At 55.9% G+C, this 15,970-nt stretch carries 13 protein-coding genes; 8 read left to right on the forward strand and 5 right to left on the reverse strand.

All coding sequences use genetic code 11. The features are described from left to right. Positions 1-89 precede the first annotated feature (89 nt). From yegQ to ACF8YQ_RS14615, 8 genes are all read left to right on the forward strand, one after another. On the forward strand, positions 90-1,412 hold the full coding sequence (yegQ, locus tag ACF8YQ_RS14580; protein ID WP_396621825.1) for a tRNA 5-hydroxyuridine modification protein YegQ: 1,323 nt from the start codon (positions 90-92) through the stop codon (positions 1,410-1,412). A gap of 518 nt (positions 1,413-1,930) precedes the next feature. Then, positions 1,931-3,379 carry a Fe-S cluster assembly protein SufB gene (sufB, locus tag ACF8YQ_RS14585; protein WP_014422511.1) on the forward strand — a complete coding sequence of 483 codons (1,449 nt, stop codon included), beginning with the start codon at positions 1,931-1,933 and terminating at the stop codon, positions 3,377-3,379. A gap of 209 nt (positions 3,380-3,588) precedes the next feature. Further along, positions 3,589-4,350, forward strand: coding sequence for a Fe-S cluster assembly ATPase SufC (gene sufC, locus ACF8YQ_RS14590; RefSeq protein ID WP_396621826.1), 762 nt, complete (start codon positions 3,589-3,591; stop codon positions 4,348-4,350). A 15-nt stretch (positions 4,351-4,365) separates the two neighbouring features. Continuing rightward, positions 4,366-5,652, forward strand: coding sequence for a Fe-S cluster assembly protein SufD (gene sufD, locus ACF8YQ_RS14595; protein ID WP_396621827.1), 1,287 nt, complete (start codon positions 4,366-4,368; stop codon positions 5,650-5,652). A 5-nt stretch (positions 5,653-5,657) separates the two neighbouring features. Further along, on the forward strand, positions 5,658-6,911 hold the full coding sequence (locus ACF8YQ_RS14600; RefSeq protein ID WP_396621828.1) for an aminotransferase class V-fold PLP-dependent enzyme: 1,254 nt from the start codon (positions 5,658-5,660) through the stop codon (positions 6,909-6,911). 12 nt (positions 6,912-6,923) lie between these two features. Then, positions 6,924-7,280, forward strand: coding sequence for an iron-sulfur cluster assembly accessory protein (locus tag ACF8YQ_RS14605; protein ID WP_230715810.1), 357 nt, complete (start codon positions 6,924-6,926; stop codon positions 7,278-7,280). A gap of 25 nt (positions 7,281-7,305) precedes the next feature. Further along, positions 7,306-7,848, forward strand: coding sequence for a putative Fe-S cluster assembly protein SufT (sufT, locus tag ACF8YQ_RS14610; RefSeq protein ID WP_022990808.1), 543 nt, complete (start codon positions 7,306-7,308; stop codon positions 7,846-7,848). Beyond that, on the forward strand, positions 7,845-8,306 hold the full coding sequence (locus ACF8YQ_RS14615; protein ID WP_396621829.1) for a SufE family protein: 462 nt from the start codon (positions 7,845-7,847) through the stop codon (positions 8,304-8,306). The genes sufT and ACF8YQ_RS14615 overlap by 4 nt, the downstream gene beginning before the upstream one ends. 20 nt (positions 8,307-8,326) lie before the next feature. On the opposite strand, the gene ACF8YQ_RS14620 is transcribed toward ACF8YQ_RS14615, so the two are convergent. The 5 genes from ACF8YQ_RS14620 to ACF8YQ_RS14640 all read right to left on the reverse strand — a co-directional run bounded on the left by ACF8YQ_RS14620 (position 8,327) and on the right by ACF8YQ_RS14640 (position 15,706). Then, positions 8,327-9,871: a flagella assembly protein FlgT middle domain-containing protein gene (locus ACF8YQ_RS14620; RefSeq protein WP_396621830.1), complete on the reverse strand. Its 1,545-nt coding sequence runs from the start codon at positions 9,869-9,871 to the stop codon at positions 8,327-8,329. 157 nt (positions 9,872-10,028) lie between these two features. Continuing rightward, entirely contained in the window at positions 10,029-13,007 is a 2,979-nt protein-coding gene (locus ACF8YQ_RS14625) for an SPOR domain-containing protein (protein ID WP_396623311.1), read from the reverse strand. 184 nt (positions 13,008-13,191) lie between these two features. After that, the gene (locus tag ACF8YQ_RS14630) at positions 13,192-14,031 is read right to left on the reverse strand and encodes a hypothetical protein (RefSeq protein WP_396621831.1); all 840 of its coding nucleotides are present in this window, start codon (positions 14,029-14,031) and stop codon (positions 13,192-13,194) included. Between the two features lie 18 nt (positions 14,032-14,049). Continuing rightward, positions 14,050-15,045, reverse strand: coding sequence for a DUF4402 domain-containing protein (locus ACF8YQ_RS14635; protein WP_396621832.1), 996 nt, complete (start codon positions 15,043-15,045; stop codon positions 14,050-14,052). After that, positions 15,029-15,706, reverse strand: coding sequence for a hypothetical protein (locus ACF8YQ_RS14640; protein WP_396621833.1), 678 nt, complete (start codon positions 15,704-15,706; stop codon positions 15,029-15,031). Before ACF8YQ_RS14640 ends, ACF8YQ_RS14635 begins: the two co-directional genes overlap by 17 nt. Positions 15,707-15,970: the final 264 nt, after the last annotated feature.

Consider the following 15,970-nt stretch of genomic DNA (forward strand, 5'->3'; position numbering starts at 1 on the left):
TGGCGCAGTGGATTATTTGCGGCACAATGCCGCCTTTCAGAATGCCCTACCTGCATCCATCCGCTTTTCAGTTAATACCCGGAGACACCATGACCACCCCGGAACTGCTTGCTCCCGCCGGCACCCCCGAACATCTAGAAACCGCCTTCGCCTATGGCGCAGATGCCGTCTATGCCGGCCAGCCGAGATATTCGCTGAGAGTAAGGAACAACAGTTTCAAAGACGTTGCAGCCCTGGGCGCAGGCATTGAACGAGCGCACGAACTGGGCAAACAGTTCTACCTGGTTTCCAACATTGCCCCCCACAACAACAAGGTGCGCAGCTACCTGAGAGACCTGGATCCGGTCATTGAACAGAAACCCGACGCCCTGATCATGTCTGACCCCGGCCTCATCATGCTGGTACGGGAGAAATGGCCGGATCAGCCGATCCACCTGTCGGTGCAGGCCAACGCCGTTAACTGGGCCACCGTGGAATTCTGGCGCCGCCAGGGCATCAGCCGCGTGATCCTGTCCCGGGAACTGGGCCTGGAGGAAATCCGCGAAATCCGCGAAAAAGTCCCAGCGATGGAACTGGAAGTGTTTGTACACGGCGCCCTGTGCATGGCCTACTCGGGCCGCTGCCTACTGTCCGGCTACATGAACCACCGCGACGCCAACCAGGGCGCCTGCACCAACGCCTGCCGTTGGAATTACAAAGAAGTCCAGCACAGCCACGACCAGACCGGCGACCTGATCGCCACCTCCGCAGATGCGGTGGAAACCTACGAACCCAAAGAAATCCTGCTGGAAGAACCCAACCGCCCCGGCGGCTTTATCCCGGCCTACGAAGACGAACACGGCACCTACATCATGAACTCCAAAGACCTGCGCGCAGTCCAGCACGTCGCCGAACTGGTCAAAATGGGCGTTCACTCCCTGAAAATCGAAGGCCGCACCAAAAGCACCTACTACGTGGCCCGCACCACCCAGGTGTACCGAAAAGCCATCGACGACGCCCTCGCCGGCAAACCCTTCGACATGCACATGATGGACGAACTCGAAGCCCTCTCGAACCGCGGCTACACCGAAGGCTTCCTGCGCCGGCACGTGCCCCAGGAATACCAGACCTACGAACAGGGCTCCTCATATCTCGGCACCCAGCAGGTGGTAGGCACCATTGCCGATGCGAATGACCGATGGCTCACCATCGACGTAAAAAACAAATTCGCCCCCGGCGACCAGCTGGAACTCATCACCCCGGCCGGCAACCTGCGATTCTCTGCCAACACGATGGAAAACCGCCACGGCGAGGCCATGGAGTGCGCACCAGGCAGTGGCCACATCGTCAAAATTCCTAAACCCGCGAACGTGCCGGAAAAACTGGACTTCACCTATCTGACCAAGATTTTCCCTGAGAATACAAACATCTAAGCTCACGAAAACGATCATCACCCCGCTCGATCCAGATAGAGGATGAACCGAAATCGTCGAAGGAGCTGGTCGGGTAGGCCTTCCCAAAACCTTGCGGAGCCATGGATGGCGGAGCAGAGCGTACAGGGACGTATCCACAGCGTGTTTTGGGAAGGCCTACCCGACCGGCGACCGCACCAAGACCGGAAGGCTGCGAAACCAGGCGCCAACAACAAACCAAAGTCTATCAGCGCAACACTCGCCCCCTTAGTGCCCCAAAGGCCGATTAAGGTATAATCCCTACACAACCGATTTAATACCTGACTATTTTACTCTGGTATTGTATAATCGCTCGCCAGAAGCAACGGGAAACCGGCCAGCAGCCCTTCCCGTCATCCAAAAACCGATTGCAGGGCGTACTCACGGAGAGAGCGACCACTGCGACATCAGCAAACCGAATACACCCATCCGCCAGCCCAAGGGCTGCCGATGACACAAAGGGCGCAAGCCCTGGATGAGAGAATTACGGAGCGACGATCATGGCGACCACCGACAACGAGGTGAAAGAGCTGATCAAACGGGAATACGAACACGGTTTTGTGACAGAAATCGAAGCCGACACGTTCGAACCCGGCCTGAACGAAGACGTCATTGCCCGCCTTTCCGCCATCAAGAAAGAGCCGGAATGGATGCTGGAGTGGCGCCTCAAAGCCTATCGTCGCTGGCTGGAAATGGAAGAGCCAGACTGGGCTCATGTCGGCTACCCGAAAGTCGACTACAACTCGATTTCCTACTATTCCGCGCCCAAGCGCAAAGAGGATATGCCACAAAGCCTGGATGAAGTGGATCCGGAGCTGCTGAAAACCTACGAAAAACTGGGCATTCCCCTGCACGAGCGCGAAAAACTGGCCGGCGTTGCCGTGGATGCAGTCTTTGATTCCGTCTCCGTGGCGACCACCTTCAAAGAGCCTCTGGCCAAAGCCGGCGTGATCTTCTGTTCGATTTCCGAAGCCGTTCGTGATTACCCCGAACTGGTCCAGAAATACCTGGGCACCGTGGTTCCCCACGGCGACAACTTCTTTGCGGGCCTGAATTCGGCGGTGTTTTCTGACGGCACCTTTGTGTACGTGCCCAAGGGTGTGCGTTGCCCCATGGAGCTGTCTACCTACTTCCGCATCAACGCCGCCAACACCGGCCAGTTCGAACGCACCCTGATTATCGCCGACGAAGGCAGCTACGTAAGCTACCTGGAAGGCTGTACCGCACCCATGCGCGACGAGAACCAGCTGCACGCGGCCGTGGTTGAACTCGTGGCTCTGGACGACGCCCAGATCAAATACTCCACCGTACAGAACTGGTACCCGGGTGATGAAAACGGCAAGGGTGGTATCTATAACTTCGTGACCAAGCGCGGCGCCTGTATCGGCAAGAACTCCAAGATTTCGTGGACCCAGGTGGAAACCGGCTCCGCCGTCACCTGGAAGTACCCGAGCTGTGTACTGCGCGGTGAGAACAGCGTTGGCGAGTTCTACTCTGTCGCGCTGACGCATAATTACCAGCAGGCCGATACCGGCACCAAGATGATCCACCTGGGCAAGAATACCCGCAGCACCATCATCTCCAAGGGTATTTCCGCCGGCAAGAGCTCCAACGCCTACCGCGGCCTGGTGAAATTCGGCCCGGGCGCAGAGGGCGCGCGTAACTTTACCCAGTGTGATTCGCTGCTGATCGGCGACCGCTGCGGCGCGCACACCTTCCCGTACATCGAGAGCAAGAACAAGTCGGCCATCGTGGAACACGAGGCGACCACTTCCAAGGTCAGCGACGAGCAGATGTTCCTGTGCCGCCAGCGCGGCATCGACCCGGAGCAGGCAGTGTCCATGATTGTGAACGGCTTCTGTAAAGAGGTGTTCAAGGAGCTGCCGATGGAGTTTGCGGTTGAGGCTGGCAAGCTTCTGGAAGTCAGCCTTGAAGGGTCCGTTGGTTAAACGCTATGCCCCGCTGGCCTCGGAGGAGGCCAGCGAGCGGCGGAGCTTTCCGGGATACGCTGTGAATACATCCCTGTACGCTCGACAAAATCATCCCTGATTTTGACGATCCCGGAAAGCTCCACCGCTCACTGTCCCGAACGTTTTCAGGGGCATCAAAGGGTACGAACTTATAGATCGAAATTCAGGATACAGAGAGACATCTACAAATGCTGAGTATCAAAAACCTGCACGCCTCCGTTGAGGGCAAAGAAATCCTCAAGGGCATTAACCTGGAGATCAAGGCCGGGGAAGTTCACGCCATCATGGGCCCGAACGGTTCCGGTAAGAGTACCCTGTCACAGGTTCTGGCAGGCAACGACGCATTTGAAGTCACCGAGGGTGAAGTCACCCTGAACGGAGACAACCTCCTGGATCTGGAAACCGAAGAACGCGCCCGCGAAGGCATCTTCCTGGCCTTCCAGTACCCGGTGGAGATCCCTGGCGTAAGCAACCTCCAGTTCCTGCGCACCGCCGTCAACGCCATGCGCAAGCACAAGGGCCAGGACGAGATGAACGCGGCCGAGTTCATGAAGCTGGCCAAGGAAGTTTCCAAACAGGTAGATCTGGACCCGGCCTTCCTGAAACGCGGCGTGAACGAAGGCTTCTCCGGTGGCGAGAAGAAACGTAATGAGATCATGCAGGCCCTGCTGCTGCAGCCGAAACTGGCCATTCTGGATGAAACCGATTCCGGCCTGGACATCGACGCCCTGAAGGTGGTTTCTGACGGGGTGAATGCCCTTCGCTCGGGAGACCGCGCCATTCTGATGGTCACTCACTACCAGCGCCTGCTGAACCACATTGTTCCGGATTATGTCCACGTACTGGCTGGCGGCAAGATTATCAAGTCCGGCGGCCGTGAATTGGCCCTGGAACTGGAAGAAAAAGGTTACGGCTGGCTGGGCATCAAAGACGACGACACCAGCAACTGATCAGGAGGCCGTGGAATGAAATCTGTACCCATGCTTTCCAGCGCCTTCCTGCATCCGGCCGGGGAAACCCTGCCGGAGCCGTTGCTGGCGCTGCGCAAGGAGCGGGCCAGTGCGCTGGTGGATATGCCGCTGCCTACTCGCAAGACCGAAAACTGGAAGTACTCCAGCAAGTACCTGAAGCTGGCCGACGATATGGCCATTTCCCTGCCGGCCGAAGGCAAGACCGGCAACAGTCTCGCTGTGCCCGGCTACAAAGTGGTTTTCATCAACGGCGTGATGATTCCTGAAGCCAGCGAGTATCCGGATCTCGACGGTATCGAGATCCTGAGCTTCAACGATCTGGCTAACGACGAAGCTGAAGCCCTGTCTGCAAAACTGGGCAGCACCCTGAATCACGACCAGGTTCAATTCGCCCGCCTGAACGGGGCGCGCTTCGAAGATGGCCTGTTCATTCGCCTGAAACCCGGCGCGGTGCTGGATCAGCCGTTGTTCATCATCCATGAAACCAGCGCTGACGCCAGCGGCTCCGCCTATCCACGTATCTACGTGGAAGCCGGCGCCAACAGCCAGCTGACTCTGGTAGAGGAATACACCTCCAGTGGTGAAGCATCCGCCTTGGTCAGCACAGTAACTGAATTCAGCCTGGCCGATGGCGCCAATGTCACCAGCATCCGCCTGAACATGGAAGGCGAGAATGTTCAGCACATTGGCGCTACCGGTGTGCTGCAGCAGCGCAGCTCCCGTTTCGAGAGCCATTGTGTTGGTTTTGGCGGCCCCCTGCGCCGGCACGATCTGCAGGTGCGGCTTGAAGGCGAAGGTGCGGAAACCAAGCTCAATGGCGTGGTGGTTACCCAGGGCAAACAGCACTACGACAACCACACGTCCATTGACCATGTCGCCGCTCACTGTAACAGCGAAGAGACCTATCGCAATATTGCTGCGGACCAGTCCCATGCCGTGTTCAACGGCCGGATTCATATCCACCAGGACGCCCAGAAGTCCAATGCGGATATGAACAACAAGAACCTGCTGCTGTCCAACGGGGCAGAGATTGACACCAAACCGGAACTGGAAATCTACGCCGACGATGTGAAGTGTGCGCACGGCGCCACCATCGGCCAGCTGGACGAAACCTCCGTGTTCTATCTGGTATCGCGCGGGATCGGCCGCCGGCAGGCCAATGTTCTGCTCACCATGGCGTTTATTAACGAGCTGGTGCAACAGATTCCGGTCGAAGCCGTGCGTGAAACCGCCCAGGCGCGGTTGAGTGATTTCTTTGAGCAAACCTTTCAGGAGGCCTGAGGGGCATGACTGATCTGTCCGTGGCAAACAACACCCAGTCGATGGCGTTTGATGTACAAGCCATTCGCCGCGACTTCCCGATTCTCCATCAGGAGATCAACGGGAAGCCTCTGGTGTATCTGGACAACGGTGCATCGGCGCAGAAGCCTCAGGCCGTGCTGGATGCCATGGATCGCTATTACCGCGAGATGCACTCCAACGTGCACCGTGGCGCCCATACCCTGGGTGATCGTGCGACCGCCGCCTTTGAGGGCGCCCGGGAAACCGTGCGCGAATTTCTGAATGCGCCCAGCACCCGCGAAATCATCTGGACCCGTGGCACCACCGAAGCCATCAACCTGGTAGCCAATGGCCTGGCCCCACGCCTGAAAGCCGGCGATGAGATTCTGGTCAGCCACATGGAACACCACGCTAACATTGTGCCCTGGCAGATGGTGGCCGAGCGTACCGGCGCCAGGGTTGTGCCCATTCAGGTGACACCGCAAGGCGAGCTGGATCTGGATTCGTTCAACAGCCTGCTGAACGAGCGCACCCGGGTGCTGGCGATCACCCACGTGTCCAACGTGCTGGGCACCGTGAACCCGATTGCGCCCCTGATCGAACAGGCGAAAAAACAGGGTGTACTGACCCTAGTGGACGGCGCCCAGGCGGTGCCCCACTTCCAGCCGGACGTTCAGGCTCTGGGCTGTGATTTCTATGTATTCTCTTCCCACAAACTGTTCGGGCCCACGGGCATTGGCGTGCTTTATGGCCGTGCCGAACTGCTGGAAGAAATGCCGCCTTACCAGGGCGGTGGTGAAATGATCGAACGGGTCTCGTTCGAGCGAACCACCTGGAATGTGCTGCCCTACAAATTCGAGGCCGGCACTCCGGCTATTGCCGAAGCAGTGGGCCTGGGCGCCGCCATCGACTATCTGAATTCGCTGAACCGAAAGGCTATGGAAGCGGCCGAGAATGCCTTGCTGCGCCGGGCCAATGAACTGGTCGAAACCGTACCAGGCATGGAGATTATCGGCACCGCGAAGCAGAAAGTACCGGTGATGTCGTTCAAGATTGCCGGCCTGCACCCGAGCGACATAGGCACCCTGCTGGACCAGCAAGGCATTGCCATCCGCACCGGCCACCATTGCGCCATGCCATTGATGGATTTCTACGGAGTACCCGGTACAGCCCGGGCTTCGTTTGCGTTCTACAATACGCTGGAAGAGGTCGAGAAACTGTTTACCGGCCTGCAAAAGATCCAGCGCCTGTTTGCCTGAGGAGGTGGAAACATGACAGCTGAAGTCTTCACCCCAAGCGATGTGAACGTGACCATGACCCCAACAGCGGTCAAACACGTTCGCAAACAACTGGACAAGAAACCGGACGCCAAGGGCATTCGCCTGGCCATCAAAAAGAGTGGCTGCTCCGGCTTCAAGTATGAAACCCAATGGGTAGAAACACCGGAATCCGATGACCGTATTTTTACCATCGACGGCGTAGATGTGTTCGTAAAGCAGGAACACCTGCCACTGGTGAACGGCATCGAAATCGACTTTGTCACCGAGGGTGTGAACTCCCTGTTCCGCTTCCGCAATCCCAACGCCACCGCTGAGTGCGGCTGTGGTGAAAGCTTCACGGTGGCGTAAAGCACAAAGATAGGACTGATCAAACATGCAAGAACGCGAAGTCGTCCTGACCAAACGCGAAGTGGAAGCCCGCCTGGTACCTGCCGGAACGGAAATCATGATTCCGTCAGACACCTTTGTGACCATTACCCAATCCCTCGGCGGTAGTTTCACCGTGGCGGTCAACGGCAATCTTGCCCGCATTGAAGGCCACGACGCCGATGCCCTGGGCAAGCAGCCGCTGGAAAGCAGCTTCGAGACCCCGGAAGACGGCACTATCAACGAAAACCAGGTATGGGAAGCACTGCGTAACTGCTACGACCCGGAAATCCCGGTGGACGTAGTCAACCTGGGCCTGATTTACGAATGCCGTATTGAGAACGGCACCGAAGACGGCAATCACGTTTACATCAAAATGACCCTGACCGCAGCTGGCTGCGGCATGGGGCCGGTAATCACCGACGATGTGAAGCGAAAGGTGGAGCATGTACCCAATGTGGACAAGGTAACCGTTGAGCTCACCTTTGATCCGCCCTGGAACAACGATATGCTCACCGACGAAGCCAAACTCGAACTGGGAATGCTATGACCGCCAGCAAGGAACAATTTCTGAACAACCCCCTGGGCAAAGACACCACCCTTGAAGACGTTCTGGATGCATTTGAGTTTCTGGACGACTGGGAAGAACGCTACGCCTACATTATCGACCTGGGCAAACAGCTGCCCGGTTTTCCGGATGATGAGCGGGTTGAAGAAAACTACGTACACGGCTGTCAGAGCCAGGTATGGCTGATTCATCGTTACGATGAGGACAGCGGCAAACTGTTCCTGCTGATCGACTCCGATGCCATGATTGTACGCGGCCTGGCCGCCATCATTCTGGTGGCCCTGAACGGCAAGACGCCGCGAGAGCTGCTAGCCACCGATATCGATGAGCTGTTCGAGCAGCTGGATCTGTTCCGCCATATTTCCCCCACCCGGGGCAACGGCCTGCGGGCCATGGTCGGCAAGATCCGGGATATTGCGGCGGCCGAGGCCGCGGCCTAAGCAAAACCAGGATGGCGCTGTCAGTAAATGACAGCGTAATCACCTGACTGAATATTGACGACACTGCCCTGCTTTGGCATCCATGCGTGGGCCCGGTCCAGCGTCAATTCATGGATGTGCAGCCAAACTCCAGCATCAACCAGACGCGGTGGCCCATCAAGATTTCTCCAGGACGACTGAGCCCTGACTATCTTCATTTTATCGCCGGGCAGCAGACCGGAATCTGTCCCCACATCCAGAACCAGGTCTTGTCCACTCACTTCCAAAATCGGTACCAGCATAGGCTGGCATGCCAGACGATCTGACACCTCTTTACTGACATCCGAAAGCAACTCCGAAACCGCCTGGCCATACCCCGTTTCAGCAAATCGTGCTGTCCCAAAACCCACCATTTCATAGCGATCCGGCTCCCACGCTCCAGATGTTTCATAACGCTTTTCGAAGACTACCCGACCGGTGTAACCGTCATGTACAACGACATCCAGCACAAAGCTGCGCCCCTCATCGCCACCGAACATCTTACGCTTGGTTTTCGAATAGACTGAGGAGCCCCAGGTACCCGCGTTACGAACCGCAACACTACGAATAACACCAGAAACGACAAACTGTGCTCCCATTTCCCGGCTGACAGCCGAATACTTATTTAGCTGATTAGTAAAATCACGGGTAGTTGGGGCACTGTCCAGGCTGGCATACATCTGCCAATTTTGCGCCATGTAAGGCAACAATTCCCCCTGTCTACTAAAATGCTGGTACAAAATTTCAGAGACCGACGAACCCGCCTCACTCAGACCTCCCAGCGAGGCCTGATCCGGATGCTCTAGGGTGAACCCCGCCACAGCCACTTTCTTACGATAACGCGGCGCGTCCCGCTCAGGGCAACGTTCACTGGGAATGAATTCCGGCCGGTCTTGCTCTCGCCGAATGATCTCCGCCAACTCATCAAGATCTTTCTGGAAACCACCCACATTCTTGGTAATTACCAGGTTTACCGGTTCAAAAGCGGGTTCAGACACGGAAACACCGGGCGCTGCTTCTTGTTCTGCACCGTCAACCTTCACCTGCGCCGTCTCAGGACTATCACCCTGGCCCGAATCCTTATCACTGTCCGGGCCCTGATCAACCGTGATAGAACCGTCGCCAGCATCAATGTCAGCGTCGTCTGCAAACACCAAGGAGGCAGATTCTCCGCTGCCATTACCACTAAGCGCTAACGAACCGGCTTCAGTTGTGGTTTCCGCACTGACCGGCGCAAAACTTCTTCGCGAATAACGAACGTCGGACTCATTTTTTTCCGAAAAGTCCGTGCTCTTACCAACAAAAAACCCAATGATTGTGCCTCCAAGGGGGGCAAAGGGGTTTGCGAAAGAGGCTCCCGCCAGGATGCCGCCCACCAGCGCGCCAACACTTGAGCCACTCTCGAGGAAGCTCTCCGTTTGTTCAGAGACAACATTACGGTCGGCACTCCTTACGCCACCGGGTGCCAGCACAAGTCCCAGACACACCACGCTGGCCATAAGCCAACGAGGAGCCTGTGCATCAACATTATGCTGATTCTTTATCATTTACCCGCCTCCAAAACCCGGCACTCAACCAAAATATGACCAACTGCATGAAACCTTCATGCCAACAGCTACAATGCCAAAAAAATCAGAGGGTAAGCGACCAGAGAAACCACAACGCGACGAACCTACCGAAAAGACGGCAGTATATTGCCGCCAGTTATCGGCTCAGCTTTCGAACCAGACAATCGCTGCCACTGTCTTTAATCACTGAACACAGATTACTCGCCTGATTTTCTCCCCTACCCGGCCCCGCCAACAAACGGGTAAGGTTGCCCGTTTGCTCGTAGCGGGGCTCAAGGGCATCCGGTAGAACGCCTTTGTTTTTCAGCTGCCGCCAGTAATTCTGTGCATTGCCGAGCTGGCTAAAGGCCCCTAACTGAACAAACCAGTCACCCTCCGGCTCCGGCTCCGGCTCCGGCTCCGGCTCCGGCTCCGGCTCCGGCTCCGGCTCCGGCTCCGGCTCCGCAGCCAGTATTGGTGTTGCACCTGCTGATGACAATTCTGTGGACCGAACTGCTTCTTCAACTGGCGACTTTATGGCCAGTTGCCGCTGAGCCACAGGGCCAAGTATAAAGTCCAGGTTCCGAATCACGCCCCCACTGGCACTTACCCCCACTTTACGGGGCGCCTGAATCACCCGGTCTCTCAAGGTGTCACCCACTTTGAGGGAATAGACACCAGGGGGCACATCCGCAAACAGGAAAAATCCGTCAAAGGCCGTGCGCTGCTGGGCGACAACATCACCGCGTTCGTTCACCAGTAAAACCGGTGCTCGTTCAAAGGCTACCAGATCAGCTTGCGCCTGATTTCTCAGGTATACATGCCCCTCGAGCTCCATGGTTCGAATGACCGGAAAATCCACCTGACTCCAGCTTCCTGGCCGCGGTTGTACCGAAACACCCGGCGTGGCCGGCGTCATGTCGACGTCAGCCAACGTGGACGGATCAATCGCTACATCTGTGATCCGATCTTTGGACAATCGCGTCAGATAACCACTGCCATCGGGCTCAGTATGAGCCAGACGCCAGGCCTGAACCGCATCTACTCGAACGCCTTCCAGGCCATTTTCATCGCCATCCATCACGCCGTTGCCATTCTCATCCAGAAAAGCCCGTGCATGCACTGCGCCATATCCGGTTTGGGACATCCGGTCCACGGCTGGCCAAGTTCTTCCTGGCCGGGGATTCAGGCTGGTCGACAAGCTCACCAGCCCCACCCAACGTTCGTTGCTGTCATAGATAATCTGAGGACTGACCTGGAGATAATCCAGCAACCAGTTAAAGCCCGCACGGTAGGTGGTGTAATCACTGCGGGCACTGTGATTAACATCGAAATTCATTGTCATGTTGGAATCAATACGCACGTTGGCTGAGGCATTTACCGTGTTGATCTCCGTTTCCGGAGAAAGGCTGTAGCCAACACCGGCCCGAAACCGCCACGGACGCAAACCGGTAGAAACGTTCAGCACACCACCCGTGCGTTCATCGGTAAGCCCTGCTTCATTGTTCCGATCGTAGTAGAATGATTTGGAAACCCGCGCACCACCCTCGGTTGAGATAGTGGTGCCCACACTCGCAGAAGAGGCGCTTGACTGTTCACGCTCCTGATGAATGCCGTCAAAGTTCAGTGGCACAGCGCCAATACGTGTAGAGAGACTGACATCACTACGCCATTGGGGTCGGTCTGCCGGCGTCAGCTCTGCCGGCAACCCATCGTCCAGGTAATGGGTATACCGCAGGGAGGTTGTCGTTGCAGAACCTACACGAGCCCGAAGAAGACCGGTCGCCTCATCCTGGGCCAGGGCACGGCGCTCATAACCGGCACTGGTCTGCAGCCGGGCAAAGTTAACGCTCAAACCGGCACTGTAATCCTGCTCACGCTCATCATCGGCCACAAAACTGTCAACGCCTAACGATGCCACGGCATTGGAGGCCAAACCTATGTTGAAGTCCGCCAGGAATCGCCCGGTGTCAACATCACCCTTACTCGAGCCCTGCCGTACATCAAATACACTGCGGCCATCCTGAACAGCCGCAAGCTCATAGCTGACCTCCCCCAGACTTAACCCGCTTCGCCCTGCAAAGAAAACCCGCTCTTCCCTCCGTTCTTCACCGAAAGGCCCGTAAAAGACCAACTCAAACCGGTTCTCACCAAACTCCAGAGGCACATCCAGGAACTCGTATTGAGCATTACTACCTACCACCTGGAAATCGACCAACACGCCATTACGGTAAAGCTCTACTTCCCAATCGGGAGGAATATCACCCCGCAGATCTACCTCTTCATCAGAGAACAAGCCCGTCAGTCCCTCCTGGGCGCCACCACCACGAACCAGCATCCCGCGGGAACCTGCATCCACGTCACCGATTTCCACATACTCAAGGCGTAACGGGCCATCCAGATCAGACCGCTCAAGCTTGAAACGGCCGTCACTGACATCGTCGTCCTTGCTCCCGGTAACGGCAATCGTAGAGGTCATCCACGCCAGATCACCACGAGAAAGAATGGAGTAGTTACCCCCCACGCTGGTGCTGCGATCATCCTCATCTTCCAGCACGCTATTGAGGTTTAACCGGATATCCGTCGCATGAGAACCAAGAAAGCGGTAGGGCGTTTCCTGGAACGGCAGTTCGGGTTGCCGGCTTGCTGCACCGGCACCGGAAAAAATCCGGCCTCGGCTTCTCGAAAGCCGGGCTTGCAACGGAATTGTCTCAGTTGTTTCAACACTCAGTGCCAGTTCACGGATTCGCGCATCCAGCAATATCGGAAACCAGGCTTCGAGAGCATCTTCCAGTACAAAGATATCCCCCTCAAAGGCAACAGCCTGACCATTTACCGAAAAGCTCTCTCCCCCGGAACTCACTGAGTCATCGTTCAGATTCAGAGAGAACGCGCGCGTTTCGTCAATAAACCAGCCTCCCGCACGCCCGGAATCTGCATCAACATTAATGGGAAACTGCAGAACATCCATCAGTTCAGACAACGACAACCAGAAACGGTCACCGTCCTGATAACCGAGAATGGCAAAACCCAATGATGAGCTATCTAGCTGAACATCAAGCAGCAGTTCATTTTCCAGCTTAAGCTCTGGCACGGCCTGCGTTGCAGGCTGGGCGACGGCCTGCAGAGCAAACATCAAAAGCAACAGCCCACCGAAAGTGCGAGCTGCAAAACACCAAAAGTAAATTACCGGCATCCGGTAGGGGGGCATAACCAAGCCTCCAGCTAAATACTGTCGAAAATCCGACGCTTAGCTGGAGACAAGCAATAGACAGGCCACAAATGGCTACAGAAGCGGGATTTTAGAGGACCAACATCAATCACTTACTTTGGAATACCCGCTCATCCCAAAGTATTCCCTCGTACTCGGCGGCTCCGTTATAGGCAATGCGAATCCAGGCTCCGGCTGGAATGGCTTTGTCTCGTAGAGGTACCCGAACAATCTTACGATCGGTCTCGTGAAACACATAGAGCTCTTTACGCTGGCCAATCAGCTCAACCGGGCTGTTGGCGTCTTTTTGCATTTCCACCACCAGGTTGCCGTAACTGCTGGCCTGCCCGGCTCGGTTCAAGGTTATCGCCAGTGCGGTATTATGCTTTTCTGTTGCGGGCACCACTGAAACCTCGGAGATGCTTACCTCTGGGGCCGAAACCTGATGGCGGGCGACCACGGGAATCGAAAAAGACATCTGCATAAACAACCGAAAGCCCACACCTTCTCGTTCCGGGTCGTCCATTTCAATCACACCAGCAGGCTCTGACTCTTCAGCCACCACCTGTAACTTCAGGTGCGAGCGGTATTCTCCGGGCTCAAGGTCAGCCGGCGGGCGGAAATTGAGTCTTACCGTCTGGTTCTCACCAGGGCCCACGGTAATCTGCCGTGGCGAGAAGCGGATCATTTTCGCGGCAGACGGCCAACGCTCGCCCTCTTGTACCATTTCATAATCGCCTTCGGCATTAACTCGTTTGTCTTCCCAGAACAACCGGTAGGTTCTGGCACCATCCGCGGTATTGCGCAGTATCAGCGTGGCTGAGCGATTATTGCTGTCCATGTAAGCACGCGTTGGGCTGATCAACATATCAGACCAGGCCGGAGCAACCAGAGCTATCGCCAGCACCAGGCAGCTCAAAGCGAATCGCAGGGCAAACTTGAAAGTCATGAGCAGAACGTTCCTGTTTCAGTAAGACACGGTAATCGAATAGGTGGCTTCGTAAGTACCCGACGGGTACACAACGTTTGAAGAGGTTTTCTGAGTTGTCAGGGTGGCGCCCACACCAATTTCCAGCTCACCGGTATCATCCGTGCGGCCTGTACCGCTGGGGCTGGTTTCGATATTCGTGAGAATAAAGTGTGGCCCGGTAGGGTTATCCCTGTGGCGCATTTCTATGTCCGAGGAATCAACACCGATACTCAACTCCCGATTGGGTGCCGCACCGCTGACCACCAACACCGCAGCACGCGGTGGTGAGAGCGAGAGAATTTTGGCATCCCCATTATTGTCGATATCAAGCCGGCCATCCGGAAACAGTCGCAAGCTTGCCTGATTATTCGGCTCACCACGGGCAAACAGAGTACCGAAGTGCATGGCAACCGCCTCATTCAACGCAAAGCCGCTGCGAACCTCACCGCGGAACTCAACGTTCTGCGTCACGGTTACAAAATCGGCTACACTCGGTGCCCAGAAATTCAGCCGCATTTGCGCGCCCCCGGAGTAGGGAGCATCCTGGTAGTCGCCGCCATTACCGGAAGTAGAGAAGCTGGCACCGAGCTGGAACTCCGCTTCGCCCAGGTCGTTGGTAAATACGCTGGCGATATCAAAATTGTGAACGGTGATCGGCTCGGGAATGCCCGTACCACCGGCCGTCATGCTTGCAGAGTCAACTTCTATATCGACGCTGGTATTGGGCGGAAAACCAGTGAGCCGATACCGGCCTGGCTCACCATTTTCTACTGCGATCAGATTACCTGTGATCACCAAATTTCGACCGCTGCGGGGGAGCTCAAGCGTGGAGATAGAGTTGTTTCCGGTGATGGCAACCGTGCCGAAACTCAATGCAATCGACTCTTCAATTTCCTGAGCCGAGATTACTGAGGGCGATATATAAAACAAGAAAAGGAGGCATCTCATCGATGCCTCCTTTGTGAGGGAATATTGATTAATAGCTTGCTTCAACCTCAAATGTTCCCGTGTACAGGGCCGCTTGATAAGACTCTTTAATTCCATTGTCGCCAGCACCACCATCCGTGAAGATCGTTGCGCCAATACCGAACTCTATAGACTCAGCGCCAAAGTCGGCGGTGATGTCAAAATCCCCAGGGTTGGTTCCGACGTCTGCGGTTCCGCCGTCCACGTCACCTACCACAAAGTCCACAAGGTAGAATTTTGGCTCCGTGCTGTCCCCATTAACACTCAGGGGCTCACCTTCACCTGGAGCCCATGCGGATCCTGTTGCTAAAAGCGACGATTTTCCGCCAGGGACAGTTATCGTCACATTCAAACCTGAATTGATCCGACCTCTTGCGGCCTGCCCATCACCCAAGGACAAAAATTTAGGGGCGTCCGTCGTTAAGCCGCCGGCATCAACAACAAGCGGCGTGACACTGGTAATGCCACCTTCTGGAGCCAACTTGAGACCAGCGACAGCTTTATTATTGGCGCCTGACGCATACAATACCCCAAAATCCATATCCTGAACTTTTTCAACAGCCACAGTATTTTGAATAGTTGCAGAAGCGCTGAACTCTTCGGCCTGCAATGAAGCAGCCCCGAAAACCAAAGCGCTCACGGCGGAAGCCAAGCCTACTGCACGCATCATCCCGATCTTCTTGGTCATTACTTTCTGTCCTTATATTTTCTAATTTTTTGGCATTCAAGCCAGAGTTGAGTGTTTTGAACTCAGTCCTTCGTGGTCGTGCGCACAGACTTTCACGCTCTGCTAGCCAACCCACTGTTTGTTTAACGCTAGTGTTGCCCAAAACTTAATACCAGTTCACAAAAATGTCTCAGCTTTTTTGTAAAAAAGTGTATCGCTACGCGGCATATCTGACTCACCCGAAAGACTCGAATTCAGCCGGGCCGCCCCAAAAGCTGCCTATTA

The organism is Marinobacter sp. W-8 (assembly GCF_044342215.1).
GTDB classification, from domain to species: domain Bacteria; phylum Pseudomonadota; class Gammaproteobacteria; order Pseudomonadales; family Oleiphilaceae; genus Marinobacter; species Marinobacter nauticus.

Coding starts and splice junctions, on each gene's coding strand:
- ACF8YQ_RS14620 (WP_396621830.1), bottom strand. CDS start 9,871: ATGATAAAGAATCAGCATAATGTTGATGCACAGGCTCCTCGTTGGCTT.
- ACF8YQ_RS14640 (WP_396621833.1), bottom strand. CDS start 15,706: ATGACCAAGAAGATCGGGATGATGCGTGCAGTAGGCTTGGCTTCCGCC.
- sufB (WP_014422511.1), top strand. CDS start 1,931: ATGGCGACCACCGACAACGAGGTGAAAGAGCTGATCAAACGGGAATAC.
- ACF8YQ_RS14625 (WP_396623311.1), bottom strand. CDS start 13,007: ATGTTTGCTCTGCAGGCCGTCGCCCAGCCTGCAACGCAGGCCGTGCCA.
- ACF8YQ_RS14615 (WP_396621829.1), top strand. CDS start 7,845: ATGACCGCCAGCAAGGAACAATTTCTGAACAACCCCCTGGGCAAAGAC.
- sufC (WP_396621826.1), top strand. CDS start 3,589: ATGCTGAGTATCAAAAACCTGCACGCCTCCGTTGAGGGCAAAGAAATC.
- yegQ (WP_396621825.1), top strand. CDS start 90: ATGACCACCCCGGAACTGCTTGCTCCCGCCGGCACCCCCGAACATCTA.
- ACF8YQ_RS14600 (WP_396621828.1), top strand. CDS start 5,658: ATGACTGATCTGTCCGTGGCAAACAACACCCAGTCGATGGCGTTTGAT.
- ACF8YQ_RS14605 (WP_230715810.1), top strand. CDS start 6,924: ATGACAGCTGAAGTCTTCACCCCAAGCGATGTGAACGTGACCATGACC.
- sufD (WP_396621827.1), top strand. CDS start 4,366: ATGAAATCTGTACCCATGCTTTCCAGCGCCTTCCTGCATCCGGCCGGG.
- sufT (WP_022990808.1), top strand. CDS start 7,306: ATGCAAGAACGCGAAGTCGTCCTGACCAAACGCGAAGTGGAAGCCCGC.
- ACF8YQ_RS14630 (WP_396621831.1), bottom strand. CDS start 14,031: ATGACTTTCAAGTTTGCCCTGCGATTCGCTTTGAGCTGCCTGGTGCTG.